Annotated in this window: 22 protein-coding genes; 8 read left to right on the plus strand and 14 right to left on the minus strand. The window is 67.7% G+C overall.

Annotated features, from left to right (window positions below):
- Positions 1-155: 155 nt before the first annotated feature.
- Together LQZ85_RS04445 and LQZ85_RS04450 are read right to left on the minus strand one after the other, a co-directional pair.
- Entirely contained in the window at positions 156-2,432 is a 2,277-nt protein-coding gene (locus LQZ85_RS04445) for a polyribonucleotide nucleotidyltransferase (protein ID WP_053095817.1), read from the minus strand.
- Between the two features lie 292 nt (positions 2,433-2,724).
- A complete protein-coding gene (locus LQZ85_RS04450; RefSeq protein ID WP_230100570.1) occupies positions 2,725-4,650 on the minus strand; it encodes a GDSL-type esterase/lipase family protein in 1,926 nt (641 codons plus the stop codon).
- A 154-nt stretch (positions 4,651-4,804) separates the two neighbouring features.
- Here LQZ85_RS04450 and LQZ85_RS04455 point away from each other — a divergent pair, with 154 nt between their 5' ends.
- Complete coding sequence (locus LQZ85_RS04455; protein ID WP_230100571.1) at positions 4,805-5,377, plus strand: VTT domain-containing protein; 573 nt, start codon at positions 4,805-4,807, stop codon at positions 5,375-5,377.
- A 39-nt stretch (positions 5,378-5,416) separates the two neighbouring features.
- A complete protein-coding gene (locus LQZ85_RS04460) occupies positions 5,417-5,593 on the plus strand; it encodes a DUF5302 domain-containing protein (RefSeq protein WP_091232420.1) in 177 nt (58 codons plus the stop codon).
- A 60-nt stretch (positions 5,594-5,653) separates the two neighbouring features.
- Here LQZ85_RS04460 and LQZ85_RS04465 read toward each other — a convergent pair whose 3' ends face one another.
- Positions 5,654-7,093 (minus strand): cation:dicarboxylase symporter family transporter, encoded by a 1,440-nt coding sequence (locus tag LQZ85_RS04465; RefSeq protein ID WP_230100572.1) that lies wholly within the window; start codon positions 7,091-7,093, stop codon positions 5,654-5,656.
- A gap of 161 nt (positions 7,094-7,254) precedes the next feature.
- Between LQZ85_RS04465 and LQZ85_RS04470 the strand changes: the two genes are divergently transcribed.
- Together LQZ85_RS04470 and LQZ85_RS04475 are read left to right on the plus strand one after the other, a co-directional pair.
- Positions 7,255-8,526: an ATP-binding protein gene (locus LQZ85_RS04470; RefSeq protein WP_056279033.1), complete on the plus strand. Its 1,272-nt coding sequence runs from the start codon at positions 7,255-7,257 to the stop codon at positions 8,524-8,526.
- The gene (locus tag LQZ85_RS04475) at positions 8,523-9,221 is read left to right on the plus strand and encodes a response regulator (protein WP_053095815.1); all 699 of its coding nucleotides are present in this window, start codon (positions 8,523-8,525) and stop codon (positions 9,219-9,221) included. The genes LQZ85_RS04470 and LQZ85_RS04475 overlap by 4 nt, the downstream gene beginning before the upstream one ends.
- An 84-nt stretch (positions 9,222-9,305) precedes the next feature.
- On the opposite strand, the gene LQZ85_RS04480 is transcribed toward LQZ85_RS04475, so the two are convergent.
- The 3 genes from LQZ85_RS04480 to LQZ85_RS04490 all read right to left on the minus strand — a co-directional run bounded on the left by LQZ85_RS04480 (position 9,306) and on the right by LQZ85_RS04490 (position 12,608).
- On the minus strand, positions 9,306-10,658 hold the full coding sequence (locus tag LQZ85_RS04480; protein WP_056278486.1) for an FAD-binding protein: 1,353 nt from the start codon (positions 10,656-10,658) through the stop codon (positions 9,306-9,308).
- Positions 10,659-10,738: 80 nt separating this feature from the next.
- Positions 10,739-11,383: an FMN reductase gene (locus LQZ85_RS04485; protein WP_053095813.1), complete on the minus strand. Its 645-nt coding sequence runs from the start codon at positions 11,381-11,383 to the stop codon at positions 10,739-10,741.
- Between the two features lies 1 nt (position 11,384).
- Positions 11,385-12,608 (minus strand): LLM class flavin-dependent oxidoreductase, encoded by a 1,224-nt coding sequence (locus LQZ85_RS04490; protein WP_056279032.1) that lies wholly within the window; start codon positions 12,606-12,608, stop codon positions 11,385-11,387.
- A 109-nt stretch (positions 12,609-12,717) separates the two neighbouring features.
- Here LQZ85_RS04490 and LQZ85_RS04495 point away from each other — a divergent pair, with 109 nt between their 5' ends.
- A complete protein-coding gene (locus tag LQZ85_RS04495) occupies positions 12,718-13,875 on the plus strand; it encodes an acyltransferase family protein (protein WP_053095812.1) in 1,158 nt (385 codons plus the stop codon).
- A complete protein-coding gene (locus LQZ85_RS04500) occupies positions 13,872-14,735 on the plus strand; it encodes a serine hydrolase (RefSeq protein ID WP_230100573.1) in 864 nt (287 codons plus the stop codon). Before LQZ85_RS04495 ends, LQZ85_RS04500 begins: the two co-directional genes overlap by 4 nt.
- Positions 14,736-14,748: 13 nt before the next feature.
- On the opposite strand, the gene efeB is transcribed toward LQZ85_RS04500, so the two are convergent.
- From efeB to efeU, 3 genes are read right to left on the minus strand one after another with little or no spacing between them, the layout of a single operon-like run.
- Positions 14,749-16,062: an iron uptake transporter deferrochelatase/peroxidase subunit gene (efeB, locus tag LQZ85_RS04505; RefSeq protein WP_053095810.1), complete on the minus strand. Its 1,314-nt coding sequence runs from the start codon at positions 16,060-16,062 to the stop codon at positions 14,749-14,751.
- Between the two features lie 22 nt (positions 16,063-16,084).
- On the minus strand, positions 16,085-17,317 hold the full coding sequence (gene efeO / locus LQZ85_RS04510) for an iron uptake system protein EfeO (protein WP_230100574.1): 1,233 nt from the start codon (positions 17,315-17,317) through the stop codon (positions 16,085-16,087).
- Positions 17,314-18,264, minus strand: coding sequence for an iron uptake transporter permease EfeU (gene efeU / locus LQZ85_RS04515; RefSeq protein WP_082297787.1), 951 nt, complete (start codon positions 18,262-18,264; stop codon positions 17,314-17,316). Before efeU ends, efeO begins: the two co-directional genes overlap by 4 nt.
- 155 nt (positions 18,265-18,419) lie before the next feature.
- Here efeU and LQZ85_RS04520 point away from each other — a divergent pair, with 155 nt between their 5' ends.
- Entirely contained in the window at positions 18,420-19,424 is a 1,005-nt protein-coding gene (locus tag LQZ85_RS04520; RefSeq protein ID WP_056278477.1) for a 2-oxoglutarate and iron-dependent oxygenase domain-containing protein, read from the plus strand.
- A gap of 6 nt (positions 19,425-19,430) precedes the next feature.
- Here the strand turns inward: LQZ85_RS04520 and LQZ85_RS04525 are convergent, their stop codons facing one another.
- The 3 genes from LQZ85_RS04525 to rpsO all read right to left on the minus strand — a co-directional run bounded on the left by LQZ85_RS04525 (position 19,431) and on the right by rpsO (position 21,038).
- Positions 19,431-19,760 (minus strand): transcriptional regulator, encoded by a 330-nt coding sequence (locus LQZ85_RS04525; protein ID WP_082586569.1) that lies wholly within the window; start codon positions 19,758-19,760, stop codon positions 19,431-19,433.
- Positions 19,753-20,613, minus strand: a complete 861-nt coding sequence (locus LQZ85_RS04530; RefSeq protein WP_230100575.1) for a hypothetical protein — start codon at positions 20,611-20,613, stop codon at positions 19,753-19,755. The genes LQZ85_RS04525 and LQZ85_RS04530 overlap by 8 nt, the downstream gene beginning before the upstream one ends.
- A gap of 155 nt (positions 20,614-20,768) precedes the next feature.
- On the minus strand, positions 20,769-21,038 hold the full coding sequence (gene rpsO / locus LQZ85_RS04535) for a 30S ribosomal protein S15 (RefSeq protein ID WP_017203073.1): 270 nt from the start codon (positions 21,036-21,038) through the stop codon (positions 20,769-20,771).
- 185 nt (positions 21,039-21,223) lie between these two features.
- On the opposite strand from rpsO, the gene LQZ85_RS04540 reads away from it, so the two are divergent.
- Entirely contained in the window at positions 21,224-22,516 is a 1,293-nt protein-coding gene (locus LQZ85_RS04540) for an MFS transporter (protein WP_230100576.1), read from the plus strand.
- A gap of 25 nt (positions 22,517-22,541) precedes the next feature.
- On the opposite strand, the gene LQZ85_RS04545 is transcribed toward LQZ85_RS04540, so the two are convergent.
- Complete coding sequence (locus tag LQZ85_RS04545; RefSeq protein WP_053095805.1) at positions 22,542-23,096, minus strand: YceI family protein; 555 nt, start codon at positions 23,094-23,096, stop codon at positions 22,542-22,544.
- Between the two features lie 181 nt (positions 23,097-23,277).
- The gene (locus tag LQZ85_RS04550; protein WP_053095804.1) at positions 23,278-23,646 is read right to left on the minus strand and encodes an FKBP-type peptidyl-prolyl cis-trans isomerase; all 369 of its coding nucleotides are present in this window, start codon (positions 23,644-23,646) and stop codon (positions 23,278-23,280) included.
- Positions 23,647-23,857 lie beyond the last annotated feature (211 nt).

The raw sequence follows: 23,857 nt of genomic DNA on the forward strand, positions 1-23,857 counted from the left end.
CGGTGCGTACTTCGAGAGTAGGCGAGATCTGCGAACTCCCCGACCAATACGGGGAACGGCGCAAGAACTTCCCATAACGGTTTGATCACATCGGATACGACGAAGCCCGGACCGTCCGTGAGGACAGCCCGGGCCTCGTGTCGAAGCGCTGGCGATTACTCGGCAGCGGCCTCGTCAGCAGGAGCTGCGTCCGCTGCGGGGGCGTCGTCGAGCACGGGCTCGAGCGACAGCTTGCCGCGGTCGTCGATCTTCGTGATCTTCACGAGGATCTTCTGGCCGACGGACAGGACGTCATCGACGTTCTCGACGCGCTTGCCACCGGCGAGCTTGCGCACCTCGGTGACGTGCAGCAGGCCGTCCTTGCCGGGCAGCAGCGAGACGAACGCACCGAACGTCGCGATCTTCACGACGGTTCCGAGGAACTGCTCTCCCACCTCCGGGTTGGTCGGGTTCGCGATCGCGTTGACCTGGGCACGGGCAGCCTCGGCCGAGGGGCCGTCGGTCGCGCCGATGTAGACGGTGCCGTCCTCCTCGATGGAGATCTGCGCGCCGGTCTCGTCCTGGATCGCGTTGATCGTCTTGCCCTTCGGGCCGATCAGCTCACCGATCTTGTCGACCGGGATCTGCACGCTGATGACGCGCGGCGCGGTCGGCGCCATCTCGTCGGGAGCGTCGATCGCGGCGTTCAGCACGTTGAGGATGGTCAGACGGGCGTCGCGCGCCTGGGTCAGCGCGCCGGCGAGCACCGACGACGGGATGCCGTCGAGCTTCGTGTCGAGCTGGATGGCCGTGACGAACTCGCTGGTACCGGCGACCTTGAAGTCCATGTCGCCCAGTGCGTCCTCTGCGCCGAGGATGTCGGTGAGGGCCGCGTAGCGCGTCTCTCCGTCGACCTCATCGGAGACGAGTCCCATCGCGATGCCCGCGACGGCTGCGCGCAGAGGCACACCCGCGTTCAGCAGCGACAGGGTCGACGCGCAGACGGAACCCATCGACGTCGAGCCGTTGGAGCTCAGCGCCTCGGAGACCTGACGGATCGCGTAGGGGAACTCCTCGCGGCTGGGCAGCACCGGCACGAGCGCGCGCTCGGCGAGGAAGCCGTGCCCGATCTCGCGACGCTTCGGCGAACCGACCCGGCCGGTCTCACCGGTCGAGTAGGGCGGGAAGTTGTAGTGGTGCATGTAGCGCTTGCTCGTGGTCGGCGACAGCGAGTCGATCTGCTGCTCCATCTTGAGCATGTTCAGCGTGGTGATTCCCATGATCTGGGTCTCGCCGCGCTGGAAGATCGCGGAGCCGTGTACGCGCGGGATGACCTGGACCTCGGCGTCGAGCGGACGGATGTCGGCCAGGCCGCGGCCGTCCATGCGCACGCTCTCGGTGAGGATGCGGCCGCGGACGATCTTCTTCGTGACGGACTTGTACGCTGCGGAGAACTCGATCGGGGCTCCAGCGGGCAGGTTGCCTGCTTCGACCGCTTCGATGAGCTGCGCCCTGACGCGGTCCTTGACCTCGTCGTCCTTGCCCTGACGCTCCTGCTTGTCGGCGATCTGGTAGACGTTCACCAGGTCGTCGTAGGAGCGCTCGGCCACGAAGTCGTAGACCTCGCTGGAGTACGGCGGGAAGACCGGGTACACACCCGGCTCCTTCGACGCGCTGGCGGCGAGCTCGGCCTGAGCCTTGACGAGCTGAGCGATGAAGGGCTTCGATGCCTCGAGGCCCTGCGCGACGACAGCCTCGTCGGGCTTGGTGGCGCCGGCCTTGATGAGGTTCCAGCTGCCCTCGGTGGCCTCAGCCTCGACCATCATGATCGCGACATCTTCGGTGCCGTCGGACTTGGTGACGACGCGACCGGCGACGATCAGGTCGAACACGGCCTCGCTGACCTGCTCAGCCGTCGGGAACGCGACCCACTGGTCCGCGTGCTCGCCGTGGCCGGGGATGAACGCGAGGCGCACACCGGCGACGGGACCCGAGAACGGGAGACCCGAGATCTGCGTCGACGCGGAAGCCGCGTTGATCGCGAGGGCGTCGTAGAACTCGCCCGGGGCGATCGACAGGACGGTGATGACGATCTGGACCTCGTTGCGCAGGCCGTCGACGAACGACGGACGCAGCGGACGGTCGATCAGACGGCAGACGAGGATCGCCTCGGTCGAGGGACGTCCCTCACGACGGAAGAACGAGCCGGGGATCTTGCCTGCTGCGTAGGAACGCTCTTCGACGTCGACCGTCAGCGGGAAGAAGTCGAAGCCCTCGCGCGGGTGCTTGCCTGCGCTGGTGGCCGAGAGGAGCATGGTCTCGCCGTCGAGGTACGCGGCGACTGCGCCCTGAGCCTGCTGCGCGAGGCGGCCGGTCTCGAAGCGGATGGTGCGGGTGCCGAAGCGGCCGTTGTCGAGAACGGCCTCGGTGGCGGTGATTTCAGGACCTTCCAAGAGGTCTCTCCTTCTTTGTTTAGACTCGCGAGTCCGTGTGACGCGCGAGCGCATTCATGAAGGAGCGGATTCAGCCGGATACGGGCGCGCGGGCATTCCCGCGAATCTCACCTGCGCTGGCCACCAGTAGAAAGCCACCCGACGTCGCGCCGAGGAACCCACCACAGGGGACCAGCTCTCCGCCGATCGCTCCATGAGTCGATATGAAGTTGTGCGGTCGACACACGTCGACCTCCTCCAGCCTATCAGCGCGCCCTTGAATGTCCTCCGTTTCCGTCCGCGGCGGGTTCGTTCAGTGGACCTTGACGTCCTGCGGAGCGCTCGATCGTCCGAGATAGACGTAGTCGTCGTGCTTCGCGACCCGGCCATCGCCGGCCGCCCGACCGTGCAGTCGTCGCCACACCCAGGGCAGCGCATGGCGGCGCCACCACAGTCCCGCGCCGATCTGCTCGTTCTCATGCAGCGCGGCATCGAGCACCCCCAGCGCGTCGGCGTGCGGCACCGAGAGGACCTCGCCCGCGCGATACGCGAGGAATCTGTGACCACGACTGCTGAGGTGGACGAGGTCCTCCCCCCAGTTCGGGCGATCCGGAAGCGACGGGTACAGGTCGGTGTCGATCAGGATCGCGCCCGTCCGCGCGGCGATGCCGGACAGTGCCGTGGCGAATGCCGCGAACCTCCTGGTGTAGATCCCGGCCGCTCTCCGACGGGGCAGGAACGGAGTGACGAGCAGCACGTCGGCCCCGATGTCGCGGAGCCGGGTGACCGCGCCCTCGAGCTCCGCGGCGAGCGCGGGCACGTCGACCGTCGACTTAACCAGATCGTTGGCGCCGATCAGGATGGACACGAGGTCCGGCTGCAGTTCGAGCGCTCGATCGAGCTGGGTGCCGCGCACATCACGCACACGCTTCGACCGGACGGCGAGGTTCGCATACCGGAGACCTCCGCGTGCGGCGAGCAGCAGGGCGAGCCGGTCGGCCCATCCACGGAGCGCACCATCCGGTGCCGGATCGCACAGGCCTTCCGTGAGCGAGTCCCCCAGCGCCACGTAACGCCGCCAGGTGCGCGCTTGCACCGGGGCGATGGGCTCCGGCCGCGTCAGGCGGCGAGCGCGCGCTCCCTCATCGATCATCCTGAGCTCTCGGGCCTCCTCGTAATGCCCCATCAGCTGAGAACAGACGTTCGCCCAGCTGCGACCCTGCACGGCCTCGCGTCCTGCTGCGCCGAACGCCCGGCGTTTGCGGCCGTCGCCGGTGAGGTCGACCACGCGCATCCGCAGGTCGCCGAGATCGCCGGGACGGTAGAGCCATCCGTCGATTCCCATCCGGACGAGGCCGAGGGGGCCGCCGCGACCGGTGGCGACGACGGGCACCCCGCTGGCGTGGGCCTCCTGGAGGGTCTGTCCGAAGGTCTCGCTCTCTCCCGGGTGCACGAACACGTCGAAGGATGCCATGGCTGCTGCGAGCGCGTCGCCTTCGAGGTGCCCGAGGAAGCACGCACCGGGCATCAGGGACTCGAGTCGAGGCCTGCTCGGTCCGTCCCCCACGATCACGAGGCGCGCACCGGGGATCGTCTGCAGCACTGTCAGGTCTTCCACCTGCTTCTCGGGTGCGAGCCTGCCCACGTAGCCGATCACGACCTCGCTCGTCCACTCCGCGCGCAGTGTCGCGCTCCGGCGGGCCGGCTGGAACTGCTCGGCATCCACGCCTCTCCCCCACAGACGGATGCGATCCACACCGAGCTGCGCGAGCTGCTGCGCCGAGTCGGGCGACGGCGCGAGCGTGATGGTCGCGCGCCGATGGAGCCGCGCGATGTGCGATTCGGCGACACCGGTCGCCACAGGGATGCGATACCTCTGCGTGTATGCCGCGACATCGGTCTGGTACGCGGCGACGGCGGCGACGCCGATGTGCTCTGCGGCGAGCGCGCCTCGCCATCCGAGGGCGAAGGGCGAAGCCAGGTGGATGACATCGGGGCGGAAGCGTCGCAGCGATGCCGCGACCTGACGTGCAGGCGGGGTCCCCACGCGCACACTGCGGTACCCCGGCAGCGCGAGGCTGGGGACCGCTTCCACAGCGGCTCCGTGCACCTCCCCGGGGATGCCGGTCCCATCGGGCGCGATCACATGCGCATCATGGCCAGCACGTTCGAGGTGACTGAGGATCTGCAGGACGGATCCGGTGACACCGTTCATGTGCGGAAGGAAGGACTCTGTCACGATCGCGACTCTCACGTCCTCAGGATGCAGCCCTCGACTCCCACCCGAGGCGCGAATCGGGTCGGAGCACCAGAAGTTCACCGGATGCTGGACGGCTCTTCACCGGCTATCCCGGCGTTGGTTCCCGTTCACCTCCGACGACCACGGTGGGAACGTGTCCACTGAACTGCTCGACGGCCCCTGGGCTCTGGTGGTCATGAGCCTGCTCGTGCTGGGCGACTCGTTCTTCGTGGTGGTTCCGGGAGAGATCGCGGTGACCGCGCTCGGCGCCGTCGCATCGACGACCGGCGATCCTCCCCTGTGGTGTGTGATCCTGTGGGCGGGCATCGCCGCGGTCGCCGGAGACGTCACCTGCTATCTCGTGGGTCGCAGCGTGGGCGTCGACAGGTGGCGCTGGATGCGCACGCCCCGAGTGCGCCGAGCGCTCACCTGGGCGCGGCTGCGTCTGGAAGGCGGGACCGCCACCGTGCTCTTCACCGCGCGCTTCGTCCCTTTCGCTCGACTGGCGATCAACCTCATGGCAGGGGCCTCGCGGATCCCGCCGGCTCGGTATCTGCCGCTCGTGACGATCGCGGCGTTCGGGTGGTCCGCCTACCAGGCATCCGTGGGCGCCATCGTCGCCGTGCTGCTTCCGGGAGGCCCTCTGGTCGCTGTCCTCGTGTCCGTCATCGTCGCCGTCGGGCTCGGCGCCGCGATCGATGTCGTGTCGCGCCGAGCACGGAACTGATCCACCCATGCCTCAGATGCGTGCCCTAGGCTGGCGAGCATGAGCACCGAAGAAGGCGCCTCCTCCAGCGAGGAGATGAAGCGCAAGTTCAAGGAAGCGCTCGAGAAGAAGAACGCGCACCACCGGCAGGGCGAGGCCCACCTGGATGGCGACTCCGCCGTCCATGGCGCGCCCGCCCCGCAGACGCGGCGCGAGTTCCGACGCAAGAGCGGTTGACCACACGGATGCGGGAGCCGACTGCCGTCGACTCCCGCATCCCTCTTCTCAGCAGGCAGCTCAGCTTCGCGCCGAGCGCGCCCGTGCCCGCTCCTCCTTCGCCGCCATCTCGTCGAGCGCGGATTCCTTGAGGCCCTGGATGTCCACGGCCGTGCTCTCGTCCGCCATGCCGTGGTCGTCCACGCCGTCGAGCGAGGACTCCTCGAACGGCAGCGCGCCGCTCAGCACCTGCTGCACGCGTTCGCGATCGATCTGGCGCGTCCAGGTGCCGATGAGCAGCGTCGCCACCGCGTTGCCGGTGAAGTTCGTCAGGGCGCGTCCCTCCGACATGAACCGGTCGATGCCCACGATCACGCCGACGCCGTCGACCAGGTCGGGACGGTAAGCCTGCAGCCCGCCGGCGAGAGTGGCGAGTCCGGCTCCGGTGACACCGGCGGCCCCCTTGCTGGCGATGATCATGAAGACGAGCAAGCCGATCTGCTCACCGATCGTCATCGGCTGCCCCATGCCGGTCGCGATGAAGAGCGACGCCATCGTGAGGTAGATCGCCGTGCCGTCGAGGTTGAACGAGTATCCGGTGGGGACCGTGATGCCGACGACGGGCTTGGATACCCCGATGTGCTCCATCTTCGCGATCAACCGGGGAAGGGCGGACTCAGATGACGAGGTGCCGACGATCAGCAGGTACTCGCGGGCGAGGTACTTCACCAGGCTGAAGATGTTGACCCGGGTGACGGCGAAGAGCAGGGTTCCGAGCACGACCACGATGAACAGGATGCAGGTGATGTAGAACGCGACCATCAGCACGCCGAGGCTCCAGATCGCGGCGATGCCCGTCTTGCCGACGACCGCGGCGATGGCTCCGAACGCGCCGAGCGGTGCAAGCCACAAGATCATGCCCAGGATGCGGAAGACCAGCTTCTGGAGGTTCTTGACCGCATCCATGATCGGGGCGCCCTTTTCGCCGAGTCCCTGGAGTGCGAAGCCGACGAGCAGCGCGATGAACAGAACCTGCAGCACGCTCTCGCCCGTGAAGGCGGAGAAGAACGTCGTCGGGATGATGCCCAGGATGAACTCCGTGGTGGTCTTCGCCTCGGTCGCTGTCGCGTCATAGCTGGAGTTCGCCATATCGAGGCCCGCACCGGGGTGGATGATGTTGCCGACCACCAGGCCGATCGCCAGCGCGAACGTCGACATGACCATGAAGTAGAGCAGCGCGAGTCCGCCGATCTTGCCGACGGTCGCTGCCTTGGCGATCGAGCCGACGCCCACCACGATCGTGCAGAAGATGATCGGCGCGATCATCATCTTGATGAGAGAGACGAAGCCCTTGCCGATCGGTTCGAGGCTCTGTCCGACCTCGGGCCAGATGAGGCCGACCGCGGCTCCGAGCACGACGGCGATGATCACCGACACGTACAGCCACGTATGCCTGTCCCATGCCTGCTTGCCGCGCCGCCAATGGAATCCGGGAAGCGAGAACCCTGTCGTGATGGCCATGTTTTCCTCCTTGATCATGAACGTCTTCGTCTCATGCCCTCGGGCGCCCTCGCCTTCGGTAAGCTCACCGTCGCGGACATCACTCGGCAAAGCCATTTGTGGTCGTATTGGTCATTACCGATATGCCGGACTCCGCGATCACCGTCGATCGGAAGGACGCGATGAGACCTGCCCGCAGCATCGCCTCACGGGTGTTCGCCGTGCTCCTCGTCGCCGCGCTCGTCGTGGGAGCTCTGGTCGCCGTCTTCCTCGTGATCGATGCGCAACGCGCCACGCATGCCGAGGCCGAGCGCGTCACGGCGGCGACAGCAGTGACTCTCGCCGTGTCACCGCTCGTGATCGACACCCTCGAGGCCGGCGATGCCGCAACGGCCACGCAGACCCTCGAGCCCTATGCGCTCGATGTGATCTCGGACGCGGATCTCGACTTCGTGACGATCATGACGCCTGACGGCACCCGCGTGACCCACCCTGACATCGAGCAGATCGGGGCGAGATACCTCGGCACCATCCCCGACACGCCTCGAACCTTCACCGAGGTGTTCACCGGCACTCTCGGGCCCTCGGTGCGAACCATCGTTCCGGTACTCGCCTCCGATGGCGAACCGGTGGGCTGGGTCTCGGCCGGCGTGACGACCGAGACCATCTCCGACACCCTGATCCGTCGTCTCCCCCTGTCACTCGGCATCACCGTCGGCCTCATCGCTCTCGGTGCGCTCGGCGCGTGGATCGCTCGCCGGTTCACGCGCGGTATCGCAGGAGACCTGCCGCCGGGTCAGGTGAGGGACGCCGTGTCGTCATACGAATCCCTGCGCACTCTGGGCGACGCGCTGCGCGCTCAGACGCACGAGCACGGCAATCGCATGCACACGGCGGTCGCGCTTCTCGAGCTCGGCCGTAGCGAGGAGGCGATCGACATCCTGACCGAGACCTCGCGCCAGAGTCAGTCGCTCGTCGATCAGGTCACCGCACGACAGGCCGGCGACCCCGCCGTCGGCGCTCTGCTTCTCGGCAAGGCGTCGCAGGCCAGGGAGCGCGGGATCGACTGGCGGGTGAGCATCGACCCGGACACTCCCGCCTCCCCCCTCTCCCCCGTCGACAGCGTCGCCGTGCTCGGCAACCTGATCGACAACGCCATGGATGCCGCCGCCACCGGTGCTGAGCGCTGGGTGGGGGTCTCGCTGCGCCCCTCGAAGAACGGCGGAATCGTCCTCGAGGTCTCCGACGGCGGTGACGGCATACCCTCCGACCTGCGCGAGCGCGTCTTCACCCAGGGCTTCTCGACCAAGCCTGCAAGCAACCACGGGCGCGGAGTCGGGCTCGCTCTCGTCCGCGCGGTGGTGGCCGGGGTGGGCGGCACTGTGGAGCTCTCCGCTCATCCGACCACGTTCACCGTCACCCTCCCGCCGGCGAGAGGACGCAGGAGCCCATGATCCGCACGCTGATCGTCGATGACGACGCTCTGACACTCGAGCTCCACCGCTCGTACCTCGAGAGGATCGACGGCTTCATCGTGGGCGGCGAGTGCACCGGCGCCAGGGCCGCATTGACCGCCGTGCTCGATCAGCCGCACGACGAGCCGTTCGACCTGGTCCTTCTCGACATCACGATGCCCGACGGCTCCGGCATCGATGTGCTCCGAGGGCTGCGTTCCCGACACGCTGCCGTCGATGTGATCGCGATCACCGGCGTGCGCGATGCGGACACCGTCCGGCAGATGGCAGCTCTCGGCGTCTACCAGTACCTCGTCAAGCCGTTCCCCTTCGCGGTGTTCCACGAGCGTCTCACCGCGTATCGCATCCATCGGGAGCAGGCACGGTCGACGGCCGGAGAGGCGACCCAGGCGGAGATCGATGCGCTTCTCGGGCGCACGACGGGGACGATCCCGATTCCCAAAGGGCTGTCGACCGCGACGCTGCAGAAGGTGACGACAGAGCTGCGCTCCTCCAGCGCCGCGGTCTCGGCGAGCGAGGCCGCCGCGCGACTCGGGATGTCACGCGTGTCCGTGCGGAGGTACCTGGAGCATCTCACCGATTCGGGCATCATCACGCGCAGCGCTCGCTACGGCGCACGTGGACGCCCGGAGACGGAGTACCGCTGGACGAGACGCGTCGACGGAGACGAATGATGCCGGCGCGGCACCCCCGCCCGTCCCGATCGTTAGAACGACGCGGATCCTTTCCGCTGGATGCGGCCCGGTCTCAGCCCGGTGTCAGCGCGGGAGCCGCCCCTCGTGGATCAGCGAGTCGGGGTCGGCGGCGGCCCTGATGGCGCGAAGGCGATCGATCGCCGTCGGGTCACCGCAGCGCTCGAGGGTCTCACCCGGACCCAGGAACGTCGGGATCGTGCACGGGGCGATCGCGTGCGCCAGCACCTCACGGAAGCCCGCCATGCTCGCCTCCCCCGGTTCGCTCGGCACCCCGGGGAAGACGGGCACCAGGGCGTGGAGCAGCCAGCCGACGCCCTGAAGTGTCGCGAATCCGGCGCGTCGAGGATCGTTCAGCGCGCCACCGAGCATCCGGATGTCGATGCCCATGATCGGCCACTGATCCGGCAGCTCGCGGAACCGCAAGAGATCGTCGATCGTCGCGTCGTCGAGCGACGAGAGCGCAGCAGACACGCCTTTGCCCGGCGTCGGTTCGGTGGGTTCGCCGCTCGACGCCGCGACGGTCTTCGGCGATGTGGCCCCCGACATCTCACGACGGACCGTGCCTGCTCGCCGCACCCGCTCGAACAGCTCATCGGCGGATCCGACCGTGGACAGCGCCCGCACGCTGAGGAAGCTGCGTCCGCGGATCTCCTCGGGAAGCTGCGGAGCGTCGGGCATACGCATCGAATTCACGAACACGTTGAGCGATGCCGGGGCCTCTGCGGACAGATCGCGGACGGCCCGCAGCACCGACCCGGCGTCTGCGGCGTCGAAAGTGAGTTCGGTTCCCCACAGCGACGGCGCGGGAACCAGGTCGATCTCGAGGGCCGTCACGATTCCGACGACGCCGCCCGCTCCGCGAAGCGCCCACATCATCTCCGGGTCGCTCTCGTCGTCGACCCGATCATGGGTCCCGTCGCTCCGCAGCACCCACGCGGCCCTGAGGTTGTCCGACCCGAGTCCTGCTGTGCGACTGAACCAGGAATGGCCGCCGCCCAGGGTGTACCCCGCGACGGCGACGACCGGGCTCGTGCCGGCAGGAGCCACCCAGCCCGTTCCTTCGAGCGCCTCGACGACGGCGCCCCAGCGGACTCCGCTGCCGATGCGGACCACCCCCGAACCGAGGTCGATCGACAGCTCGTCGAAGGCCGCCATTCGGACGATGACGGCGTCGGCCAGGTCTCCGCCGGCGCCGTGCCCGGTGGGCTGGACCGCGAGCGTCACGCCCGCGTCGCCCGCGGCGTCGAGAAGAGCGCGCAGATCGCGCAGATCGGCCGGTGCGGCCACGCCCGCCGGATGCTGTTCGATCGCCAGGTTCCACGGACGACGCGCCGCGTCGAAGGATTCGTCGCCGGGGAGGACGAGAGCGCCGCGCAGGGCATGCCGCGCGGATTCGAGGACAGAGCGAAGGGCCATGAGGTCACCGTACGACTCCCTTCGGACATCGTCTACGGCCTCATGGCCCTGCGCTCATTCCCGGTCGTGCCGGGGATCGATCACTCGCCGGCGAGACCGCCGAGCATGTGGCCGAACGAACGGCCCTCTCCGAGATACGTCGCCGGGTCGTACGGGTCGGCGGCCGCAGCCACCTCGCGCTTCGCGATCGCCTCAGCCAGCTCGCGAGCGCCCTTCTCGACGCGCTTGGCCAGAGGCGCGACGTCGTCGCCGCCCCCGCCCCAGTCGCTCGACGCCGCGAACACACCGGTCGAGACGGCGTCGGCATGCAGGTAGGCGAAGAGCGGACGGATGGCGTAGTCGATGGCGAGCGAGTGCCGAGCCGTGCCGGCGTTCGCTCCGATCAGCACCGGCTTGCCCGTGAGCGCGTCGGGATCGAGCACGTCGATGAACGACTTGAAGAGCCCGTTGTAGCTCGTCGAGAAGATCGGCGTGACGGCGATGAGCGCGTCCGCCGACACCACGGTGTTGATCGCGGTCTCGAGCGCGGGCGGTGCGAATCCGGTGAGCAGGTTGTTCGTGATGTCGTGGGCGTAGTCGCGCAGCTCGATCACGTCGACGCTCGCCTCGATGTCGTGCCCCGCGAGGGCCTTCACGGTCTCGGCCGCGAGGCGATCCGCGAGCATGCGCGTGGACGACGGGTTCGAGAGCCCGGCAGACACGACGGCGATACGACGAGTGGTCATCTCAGGCCCCCTTCCGGCTGAGTCCGAACGCGGCTCCCGCCGGAGCGGGAGAGTCCTGATAGGGCGAATCCCCCGTCAGGTTGTCACCGCGGTTCGCACCCGGACGAGCCTGACGCGTCGGTCCGTCGCCGAACTCGGCCCTCACCCGTGCGGCATGGGTCGGAGCATCCGGCACGCCGGCCGGACGATCCTTCGCCAGCTCCTTGCGCAGGACGGGCACGACCTCGGAACCGAGGATGTCCAGCTGCTCGAGGACGGTCTTCAGCGGAAGGCCCGCGTGGTCGATCAGGAACAGCTGACGCTGGTAGTCGCCGTAGTGCTCGCGCATGGCGGCGTAGCGGTCGATGACCTGCTGAGGCGAGCCCACCGTCAGCGGGGTCATCTCGGTGAAGTCCTCCATGCTCGGTCCGTGACCGTACACAGGGGCATTGTCGAAGTAGGGGCGGAACTGATTCACGGCATCCTGCGACTTCGCCGCCATGAACACCTGGCCGCCGAGGCCGACGATCGCCTGTTCGGGTGTGCCGTGTCCGTAGTGCGCGTAGCGCTGGCGGTACAGCTCGATCAGGCGCTGGTAGTGCTCCTTGGGCCAGAAGATGTTGTTCGCGAAGAAGCCGTCGCCGTAGTACGCGGCCTGCTCGGCGATCTCCGGGGTGCGGATCGATCCGTGCCACACGAACGGCGCGACTCCGTCGAGCGGACGAGGCGTCGAGGTGAAGCCCTGCAGCGGGGTGCGGAACTTGCCCTCCCAGTTCACGACGTCCTCACGCCACAGCTTGTGCAGCAGGGCGTAGTTCTCGATCGCGAGCGGAAGCCCCTGACGGATGTCCTGACCGAACCAGGGGTACACCGGACCCGTGTTGCCGCGGCCGAGCATGAGGTCCATGCGTCCGTCCGAGACGTGCTGCAGCATCGCGTATTCCTCGGCGATGCGCACCGGGTCGTTGGTCGTGATCAGGGTGGTCGACGTCGAGACGATCAGACGCTCGGTCTGAGCCGCGAGGGCGGCGAGGAACGTCGTGGGGCTCGAGGACCAGAACGGAGGGTTGTGGTGCTCGCCGATCGCGAAGACGTCGAGGCCGACCTCCTCGCTGTGCTTGGCGATCGCGAGGGTCGCCTTGATCCGCTCCTGCTCACTCGGCGTCTCGCCGGTGGTCGGGTCGCGGGTGATGTCGCTGACCGACATGATGCCGAACTGCACCGGGACGCCTGCCTGCTCACTCATGATTGCTCCGTCTTCTCCGAATCGGGTGCCCTGCATCCGGTTCTATTCATTTGAATGTATCTGAGTCAACGCGATGCGAGCAACTTTATTCCCCGAGTAGCCTCAGAGCATGCACAGCGACGGATCCGCCCTGACGAGCCCCGCCACCGGCCCCGTCCAGAAGCCTCGCAAGCGCGTGCCATTTTGGGACAACGCGCGATATGCGTGCATCGTCCTCGTGGTGCTCGGCCACGCGATCCAGCGCCTCACCTACGACTCCGACATCGCGCTCGCGGCGTATCTCGCCCTCTACGCCTTCCACATGCCGGCGTTCGCGATCATCTCGGGCTACTTCTCGAAGTCCGGTTCCCCGACGCGTGTGCAGATGGCCAGGGTGATCACCGACATCCTGCTGCCCTACGTGATCTTCGAGTTCCTGTGGACCCTCACGAAATGGCTGGTCGAGGGTCAGGCCGACCCGAACTTCACCAAACCGTCCTGGACCCTCTGGTTCCTCCTGGCGCTCGGCATCTTCCGCCTCGTCCTCCCCTACCTCGCGCTGCTGCGGTGGCCGCTGCTGTGGACCGTCATCATCTCGATCGGCGTGGGCTATCTGCCCAACGTCGACAGCACGTTCTCGCTCTCGCGGACCCTGGGCCTTCTGCCCTTCTTCGCACTCGGCTGGTGGCTGCGCGAACGCGACGTCGTCACTCGCTTCCGCCTCCTCGAGATCCGCCCGTGGTGGATCCGCGTCGTCAGCGTCGTACTCCTCGCCGCGGCAGGGTTCTCGGCCTGGCGGTGGATCGATGTCTGGAAGGAGCTCGATCTGCGCCACTGGCTGTTCTACGAGGACGCGTACGCGGACCTCGGCGGAGAGCAGTGGTGGGCCGGCGGTGTGCGCGTCGCACTCATGCTGATGGCAGTGATCCTGAGCGCCGCCTTCTTCGCTCTGATCCCCCGCGGAACCTACTGGTGGACGAAGTTCGGCCAGTACACGATGTACGTGTTCCTGCTCCACTCGTTCGTGCTGTACCCCTTCCGCGAGACCGGGGTGCTGCGCGACCTCGACCCGACGTGGCTGTGGCTGCCGCTCGTGACGCTGCTGTCGGTGGTGCTGGCTCTCGCGCTCGCCACCAAGCCCGTGCGCTGGCTCTTCCGCCCGCTGGTGGAGCCCCGCCCGTCCTGGCTCTTCCGAGACCCCGAGCTGGCTCGACGCGAGGGCCACCGCAGCGACCCGACCGGCTCTCGTCGGCCCCGTCAGGGCGCAGCGGCTAGCCTGAAGGAGTGACGAGAGCCGAGATGATCCGCGACCGCCTCGTGGACCATGCGGACGCGTCGGGGTTCGGGGCTCACGGGCTCCACGTGCTCGTGGGCGACGACGTCGCCGAGCACCGGTGGACTGCCGACGTCCGCGAGGAGATCCACTCGGTTGCGAAGGGCGTGTGCGTCCTCGCGGCCGGAATCGCTGCAGCCGACGGTCTCATCTCGCTCGATGCCCCGATCGCAGAGTACGTGCCGGACCTCACCTTCGGAGACGGCGTCGAGCACCTCACGCTGCGACGACTGCTCTCGATGTCGAGCGGAGTCGATCTCGCCTGGTCGGAGACCATAATGACGGACTGGCCCGATCTCGCACGAGAGTTCCTCTCTCGCCCGTCTCGCGGTCACGTCTTCCAGTACTCCAACGCCAGCACGTACGCGGCGATGATGATCCTGGCCACGCGGACCGGTGACGTCGTCGAGTATCTGCGCCCCCGGCTGCTCGCGCCTCTGGGCTTCGACGACCTCGAGTGGGAGCGGTGCCCGCAGGGACGCATCGTCGCGGGAGGCGGCATCGCACTGCGCACGGAGGAGATGGCGCGCCTCGGTCGGCTGATCCGCGACCGTGGCGAATGGCAGGGCCGACGACTCGTGCCGACCGAGATCATCGACGCGATGCACTCCGACTGGGTGGTCGCCGGTGAGAATGCCGGTTACGAGCGCTATGCGCTCGCGGGGTGGGACGGCCCGGGCCAGGTGTGGCGCCTGCACGGGGCATACGGACAGCTGCTGATATTCGGTGAGGATGCCGTCGTCACGATCACAGCCGACGACCATTTCGGCGCGGATGCCTACGCGACGTTCGTCGCGGAGACGCTGCGCTCCTGACCCTCGACCGGCATCAGGCGAAGAGGTCGGCGCCGACGAACGAGCCCGGCTTCGAGCCTCCGGGGACCGCCCAGATCCCTGACCCGACATGCGTGACGTACTCGTTCATCCGATCCGTCGACAGCCGGCGCTGCAGCGAGACGAACTGAGCGGGATCCCGCTGGTACGACAGGAAGAAGAGCCCCGCGTCCAGCCGTCCGAGATCGTTGTTGCCGTTGACGTAGTTGAATCCTCGCCGCAGGATCCGGATGCCGTCGTTCTGGTCCGGATGCGCGAGACGCACGTGCGCGTTCTGATCGATGGCCGACGTACCGAAATCCGGCGCCGCGAACTCGTCGCCGCCGGAGAGCGGAGCGCCCTCGCCCTTGTCTCGCCCGATGATGGTGTTCTGCTCGGAGAGCCGCACGCGGTCCCAGGTCTCGATCCGCATCGCGATCTTGCGCGCCACGAGGTACGACCCGCCGACCATCCACTCGGGCCTGTCATCGGGGCCGAGCCACACGTTCTCGTCGAGGGCGACGGAGTCATCGGCGAGGATGTTCGCGGTCCCGTCCTTGAAGCCGAACAGGTTGCGGGGCGTCGCCTGCGCCGACGTCGTGCGGGACGTCTTGCCGAACCCGAGCTGGGACCAGCGCAGCTTGGCACGACCGAAGGCGATGCGGCTCAGGTTGCGGATCGCGTGCACGGCGACCTGGGGGTCGTCGGCGCACGCCTGGATGCAGAGATCGCCGTGCGAGGTCTGCGGGTCGAGATCGTCGCCGAGGAAGGCGGGAAGCCTCTCGAGCCGCTCGGGACGCAGGGAGGCGATGCCGTACCGGTCGCCCTCGTCGTTCTCGAACAGGGTCGGGCCGAAGCCGAACGTGATCGTGAGGCCGGCTGCCGTCAGCCCGAGAGCCTCGCCCGTGTCATCCGGCGGCACCTCCGCATCGCCCCCGACAGCGCCGGTGGCACTCACCTCGAGCCCCTGCGTCATCCGCGAGGCGGCATACGTCCAATCCTGCAGCAGCGAGACCAGGTCTTCGCGGTCGGTGCGAGGCATCATGTCGAAGGAGGCGAAATGCAGATGCTCCTGCACGGGCGTCGTGATTCCCGCCTGATGGGCGCCGAAGAAGTCGTACGCACGCTGGGCGTCCGCTTCTGCTCTCGCGCGTCCGAGCGCGACTCCCCCCGACAGTCCGGCGCCGACTCCGACGGCGAGGGACGCGACGCCGCCGCCGAGTGCCAGTCCGAGGAGTCCGCGCCGGCTGAGACCCGTGGCCGAGGATGCCGCGGCCGCCGACTCCGGGAGGGAGTCGGCAGCTGCAGCGTCCTTCGCGCTGTCGTTCATGTGCGAGACCGCGTCCGTCGGATCAGTCGAGGACGGTGCCGGTGAGCTGCGAGAGCGGCTCTGCGAGGGCGTTGATGAGATCGGTGAACTCGCGCTTGTCCGCATCGGTGAGCTCGGCGTAGCCGACGAAGCCGTCGGAGAGCGAGCCGTGCGCCGCGAGGGATTCCTCGAGAGCGGAGTATCCGCCTTCGATCTCGGTCACGAGATCCGCGCCTTCATCCCCCTGTGCCGTGGCGAAATCCTGAACGAGCGAGAACGCCATCTTCGACCCCTCGACGTTCGCGGCGAAGTCGTACAGGTCGGTGCCGGACCACCAGTCCTCCTCGCCGGAGATCTTGCCCGTCGCCACTTCGTCGAGCAGCGCGATCGCGCCGTTCGAGATGCCGCCGATCCCCTGGTCGTCGAGAGCCGCGGTGAAGTCGTCCGAGTGCACGTAGTCGTAGAGCTCCTGCACGTCGGCGATCAGCTGGTCGCCGTACTCGGCGCGCTCCTCCGTCGTCGACGGTGCCCAGTCCTGCCATGCGGGCGTCTCGCCGTCGGCGTTGAGGGCGTCCTGCGCCGGCACCCAGAGGTCCTTCTCGATGCGGTGGAAGCCCGTCCAGTCGAGGCCCTCCGCCACAGCGTCGACCTCGCGGTAGTCGATGCGGGGGTCGAGCGTCCCGAGCGCTTCGGCGACGGGCTCGATGCGCTCGTAGAACGCGCGCGTCTGGGGGAACAGCGCTCGCGCGGCCTCATCATCGCCGGACTCATAGGCGGTGACGAACTCGTCGACCGACGGAACCAGCTGACCGACCTGGTCCTTGACGAAGGCGGCGTAGAGGTCGACGGCCTGCTGCTTCTGATCGGCATCCTCGCCGTCGACCGCGACCCGGTCGCCGGTCACGGTGAACGCGGACTTGCCGACCCCCTCGCCGATCATGCCCGGCTTGCACAGCGTGAAGTACGCCCCCGGCTGAGCCACCACCGTGAGGGTCCGCGACGCTGAGGGCGCGATGTTCTCGACCTCGCCGACGATGCGGAGGCCGTCTTCTGCGAGCAGATAGAACTCCGAGGTCTGCGCGCTGTCGTTCTTCACATCGAACGTGAGTGTGCCGCTCTTGGCGGTCGCAGCCGAGACGGCGCACGCCGAGTCGGTCGACGAGACGTCGAAGGATGCACCCGCGGCGACATCGCTCTTGGCGACGCACCCGCTGAGGACGAGTGCTGCCGCGCCTGCTGCGGCGACGGCACCGAGGATTCGGCGAGAGGTGGTCATGCTGCTCCTTGCTGGGTGAGAGTGGATGCCGACGTGTCGCGGCCAGGGGACGTCTGCACATGTGGGGAGGCGGACCGGCGTGACCGGAGCCCCCGGATGAAGAAGAGCCCGACGACGACGATGTACACGGTCCAAGCCGTGACCTGGAGCCACGTCATCCGTGGCATGAAGCCGACGGTCGCCTGCAGGATGGTCGCCCAGGCACTGTCGGGCGCGATCACGTTCGTGACATCGAAGGCCCAGCCGAAGGGGAATGCCACCCAGCCGAGAGCGACCGCCCCGGTGGCCGCGTCGATCGGTGCCGCCGCGGTGAACGGTCCCGGCAACGCGCCGGCCTCCTGGAGGTCCATGATCGCGTAGGCGAGCACCCCGGCTGCGACGATGACGAGGAACCCACTGGTCCAGGTGAAGAACCGGCGAAGGTCGAGCCGGACGGCGCCGCGGGCGAGCGCCCAGCCGATCACCACGGCGGCGAGAAGCCCGAGCACCGCGCCGAGCAGCGCCGACGGAGCGTCGCCGAAGGACTGCACCATCGACCACAGCAGAAGAGTCGTCTCGATCCCCTCGCGTGCCACCGAGACGAAGCCGATCGCGATCAGCGCCCAGACTCCGCCCTGTGTGAGCGCGCGGTCGAGTCCGCCCTCGAGGGTCGCCTTCATCGTGCGCCCGGCCTTCTGCATCCAGAAGATCATCCAGGTCACCATGCCCACCGCGAGCAGCGACAGCAGTCCGCCGATCAGCTCCTGAGCCTCGAAGGTCAGCGAGTACGCACCGAAGGTCAGGACGGCCCCGATGCCGAGTGCGAGGGCGATCGCCAGGCCGACCCCCGCCCAGAGCCTGGGCAACGCGTCACCGCGACCGAGCCTGCGCAGGTAGGCGACGAGGATGCCGACGACGATCGCGGCTTCGAGGCCTTCACGAAGACCGATGAGAAAAGTGGCGAGCACGGAGGGAACTCTCTGGGAAAGACTGAGGTAAGGCATCCCTTACTTCAGAGACATTAGCACCCCTTCCGCTCGGGCCTCGCACACACGCGATCGCCTCTCGGTAATTCGGCGCAACACTGAACCGCACTCGCCCAGACCCGATCTACGCTCGGTGAATGGCTGATCTCTCGCTTCCCATCCTCGACCTGTCCCAGCTCGATGCCGGTCCCGAAGCCGCTGCTCGGTTCCGCGACGACCTTCGCGCGGCCACGCACGACGTGGGCTTCTTCTATCTCACCGGCACAGGCATCTCCCCCGAGCTGGAGGCGAGGTTGCACCGCGCGGCGCTCGATTTCTTCGCGCTGCCCGACGACGAGAAGCTCGCGATCGAGAACGTCAAGAGTCCTCATTTCCGCGGGTACACGCGGGTCGGCGGCGAGCGGACGCAGGGCAAGGTCGATTGGCGCGAGCAGATCGACATCGGCCCCGAGCGCGAGCCTGTCGAGGGCGGTCCGGCCTTCAATCGACTCGTCGGCCCGAATCTGTGGCCCTCCGCACAGCCCGAGCTCAAAGCGGTGATCACCGAGTGGCACGACACGCTGACAGAGGTCGCCCGCAAGCTCCTGCGCGCCTGGGCCGTCACGCTCGGGGCGGACGAGTCGTACTTCGACGAGCCCTTCCGTGATCCGTCGACGCTGATCAAGATCGTCCGCTACCCCGGCACCCACGAACCCGAGCCGCAGCAGGGCGTCGGAGCGCACAAGGACTCCGGAGTGCTGACCCTGCTCTGGGTCGAGCCCGGCAAGGGCGGCCTGCAGGTCGAACGAGACGGCGAGTGGGTGTCAGCCCCGTCCGTCCCGGGCGCGTTCGTCGTCAACATCGGCGAGCTGCTGGAGTACGCGACCGGCGGCTACCTCAAGGCGACCAACCACCGCGTCATCTCCCCTCGGGCACCCGAAGAGCGCATCTCCATCCCGTTCTTCTTCAACCCCGCGCTCGATCAGCAGCTGCCGCTTCTCGAGCTTCCCGCAGATCTCGCCGCGGCGGCGACCGGCATCACCGAGGACCCGAGCAACCCCATCCATGCCACCTATGGCGAGAACGCCATGAAGTCGCGACTGCGTGCGCACCCCGACGTGGCTGCGATCCACCACCCCGACCTGGTCGGCACGAACGCCTGACCCGGGTCACAGCGCCGCGCCTCCTCCGAGCGCGACGATCTCGCGCAGGGCCTGGAGGTGTCCGTCGAAGGCTGCACGGCCGGCTGCGGTCGAACGGACCCACGTGCGAGGGCGACTGCCGAGGCTTCCCTTGCGCGCGACGACGTACCCGGCGGCCTGAAGGTGCGAGATGGCCTTGCTCAGCGGAGAGTCGCCGCACTGGAGGATCTCACGCAGCGTCGCGAAGTCGAGCTCGATGCCGTCACCGAGCGACGCGAGGACCGAGAAGCGGATCGGCGACGCGAAGTTGTCGTCGAGTCGGGTCCGCGGGTGCGGCACCGATGGGGTGTCAGTCACGGAGATCACGTCCGGGGACGAACGACACGGCGACGAACAGCGCGATGATGCCCAGGCCACCGACGAATCCGAGGCCGATCGGAACGCCGTCGAGCAGGACGAGCAGAGCCAGTGCACAGCCAGCAGCGGCGAAAGCGAGCTGGTGCGGCCAGCGCCACGAGGCGCCGACCGCAGGAAGGCCCATCTCACTGCGAGCGGCGACGAGCCAGACGAAGGTCATGAGCACGACGAGCAGAAGGAGCGTGCTCGCGAGCACCCCGTCTGGCGCGGAGCCGAGCATGGCCATCACTCCGAGAGCGACTCCCACGCAGATGGTTCCCCACCGCATCGCCCGTGGAAGCGGCTTCGGCATGGACCGCGGGGGGCGCGGGTCACCCGATGCCAGAGCGAGCTGAACTGCGCCGTAGCCACCGAATCCGACCAGCATGAGGACGGCCGGGATCCACACACCGATCTCCGGGAACCCGGGATAGAAGACAGCGAAGCCGAAGACGACGAGCACCACGACCGTCAGAGCACCGCCGGCCAGCAGAATGGGCCAGCGCGACCACGTCAGGCGCAGTTGCATTCCGCTCCGCTGAGCCATACCTGTGGAGAGCTGCCCCCACACGAGAAAACTGAAGACGAAGACCTGCGGCGTCACGCCGCCGTGACCACGTATCGCCGTAACCAGAGCGACGAGATACACCGCAGTAACGGCCGCATTGGCGATCTGCAGCCACGCAAGCGCCCGCCGGTCGACTACGCGCCCGCGCCGGTGCTTCACAGCATCCGCCTCGTCGAGGTAGCGCTGCGCGACGTCCGCACTGGGCGGCGCGATCGCCTCGTGCCCTTGGATCGGCTTCTGCTCCATCGCGTGACCCCCTTCGCTTTCCATCTGGAAAGCTCACTACTTTCCTAATGGAAAGCGTGCACGAGATCAACCCCCGAACATGACGAAGGCCGCCCCACACCTGGGGCGGCCTTCTCAAGAATGTTCTGCGCGATTGTACGCTGGCTCGCTCCGCGTTATCGGCGGAGACCCAGGCGTGCGATCAGCGAGCGGTAACGCTCGATGTCGACGCTCTGGAGGTAGCCGAGCAGACGACGGCGCTGACCCACGAGCAGGAACAGGCCACGACGCGAGTGGTGGTCGTGCTTGTGCTCCTTCAGGTGCTCCGTGAGGTCCTTGATGCGCTGCGTCAGCATCGCGGCCTGCACCTCGGGGGATCCGGTGTCACCGGGGTGCGTCGCGTACTCTTCGATGATCGCCTTCTTGACGTCTGCTTCCAGTGCCATAGATTCGATCCCCTCTCTGCTTGTTGCGCGGTGCCCGACGCCTGATGCGTGAGCTCTCTTTATCCGCGGCCGATCAAACGGCAACCTGAAGAGTCTACCAGGACTCGATGCCGCTGGGTGACCGTGCCCACGCCCGCCCGACGGCACCTCGGATACTCTCGAATCATGCATGACGGATACGCGGCGTGAGCGCTGCACGCAGCCATCTGATCGATCTCAGCCCCCTGCGGGCCAGCCCTGCATTCGCACGCATGTGGATCGGCTCGGTCCTCGCGGGGATCGGCGGGCAGCTGACGATCGTCACGGTGATGCTGCACGTCTTCGCGCTCACCGGAAGCACCTTCGCGGTATCGATGATCGCGGTCGCCGGACTCGTCCCCATGATCCTCGCCGGCCTCTACGGCGGGATGCTCGCGGACGCGTTCGACCGCCGCCGCGTGGCGTTGGTCGCGGCCACGGTGACCTTCGCCTCGACCGCGTTGCTCGCCGCGCTCACCTGGACCGGTGCGGAGACGATCTGGTGGCTCTACGTGCTGAGCATCGTCAACTCCGCCGCGAACTCGGTCGGCATGGCCACCCGGACCGCGATCGTGCCACGGCTCATCCCCCGCGACAAGCTGGCCGCCGCGTCCGCGCTCAACGGAGTGGCGTTCGGCCTCACCGTGATGGCCGGCCCCGCGGTCGCCGGCATACTCGTCGCGCTGACAGGCTACGGGTGGACTTACACACTCGACGTCATCCTGATGCTGTCGATGTTCCTCGGCCTGTGGAGTCTCCCTCCGCTGCGGCCGGAAGGGGACATCGTGCGGCCGGGGTTCGCATCACTCGTGGACGGGTGGAGGTTCCTGCGCCGCGCGAACAACATCCGAATGCAATACGTGGTGGACATCATCGCCATGACATTCGGGCAGCCCCTCGTGCTCTTCCCTGCACTCGGCACCCTTCTGCTGGGCGGCGGAGCGGTGACCACCGGCATCCTCACCGCAGCCGTCGCCGCGGGCACATTCGCATCGAGCCTCTTCTCCGGTCGGGTCGTGCAGTACCGCTGGCACGGACGCGGCATCGAGCGCGCGGTCGAGGCCTATGGCGCGTCCATCCTGCTCTTCGGCGTGGTCCTGGTCATCGGAGCCGTCTCTGCCGGGGCGACCGAGGCGACGCCGAACGTCGGGCTGATCATCGCCTCGTGCATCGCGCTCGCGCTCTCCGGCGCATCCGACAACATCAGCTCGATCTATCGCAACACGATGATGCAGGCGGCCGTGCCCGACACCATGCGCGGTCGACTGCAGGGGGTCTTCATCATCGTGGTCGCCGGCGGCCCCCGGATCGGCGCCCTCTACGCGGGCACGCTCGCGACCTTCACGACCCTGTGGTTCCCGCCGCTGCTGGGCGGATTGCTGGTGATCACCCTGGTCGCCCTGCTCGCACGGCGCAGCCCGGGATTCCGCGGCTACGACGCAGAGAACCCCGAGCCCTGAGGGCCCGGGGTTCGAGATCAGGTGATCAGTCCTGCTGCAGAGCGCCCTGCAGGTCGAGGCTGATCGTGACGTCCTTGCCGACGAGCACGCCGCCGGTCTCGAGCGCGGCGTTCCACGTCAGGCCGAAGTCCTCGCGGTTGATGACCGTCTTGGCCGATGCGCCGGCCTTGTAGTTGCCCCACGGGTCGGAGCCAAAGCCACCGAAGTCGAGCTCGAAGCTGACGGGCTTGGTGATGCCGCGGATCGTCAGGTCGCCGTCGACGAAGAGCTCGCCGTCCTCGGCGCGCGCACCCGTCGACACGAACTCCATCGTGGGGAAGTTCTCGGTGTCGAAGAAGTCGCCGGAGCGCAGGTGCGTGTCGCGCCCCTCGTCCTTGGTGTCGATCGAGGTGACGTCGACGCTCGCCTCGACGCGGGCCTCGAGCGGGTTCTCGGGAGCGATCAGCGTCGCGCTCTTGACGCCGAACGTGCCGCGCACCTTCGAGATCATCATGTGGCGCACGCTGAACGTGACCTCGCTGTGCGACGGGTCGAGCACCCAGGTGCCGGGACGGTAGCCGGGAATGTCGATGCTGGTCATGGTTTCTCCTCTGGAGACATCAGCCGCATGTGTGCGGCAACGGATGAGGGGCCGTGTTCACGGCGTCACGCGTAACAACTTACATGCACATGCATGTATTCCCCTGAATGCGGATATTTCCTCGGGCGACGAAAAGGCGCCGAGCCCGCAGTGGGCCCGGCGCCTCCCGGCGTCGATCGGGTCAGCCGACGGCGACGAGATCGATGATGAAGATGAGGGTCTTGCCCGAGAGGAAGTGGCCTCCTCCGACCGGACCGTATGCGAGGTGCGGCGGGATGACGAGCTCGCGCCGTCCGCCTTCCTTCATGCCCGGGATGCCGTCCTGCCACCCCTGGATCAGGCCGCGAAGCGGGAACTGGATGGTCTCGCCGCGACCCCACGACGAGTCGAACTCCTCGCCCGATTCGAACTCGACACCGGCGTAGTGCACGGTGACCGTGTCGCCGGGCTTGGCCTCGGCTCCGTCTCCCTCGATGATGTCGCGGATCACGAGCTCCGCGGGGGCGGGTCCGGTGGGGGCGTCGAACTCAGGCTTTGTGCGATCAGTCATGTCCTCCATCAAACCCGAGTCGCCCGGCGCGGGTCAACGCGATCGCTCCGCTGAGGGCGAAACGGCGATGCCGCCCGTCGACTGCCCCCTAAGCCCTTGACACCCGCGCACACCGGGTGCACCCTGTTTACAGATCAACTCAGCGCCCGGTAGACATGCAGGCATCGCCGCAGCACCGGGCGCTGAGTCTTGGTACGGAACCTGCTTGACG

Origin of the sequence: Microbacterium sp. Bi98, assembly GCF_918698045.1 — a bacterium.
Taxonomy (GTDB): Bacteria; Actinomycetota; Actinomycetes; order Actinomycetales; family Microbacteriaceae; genus Microbacterium.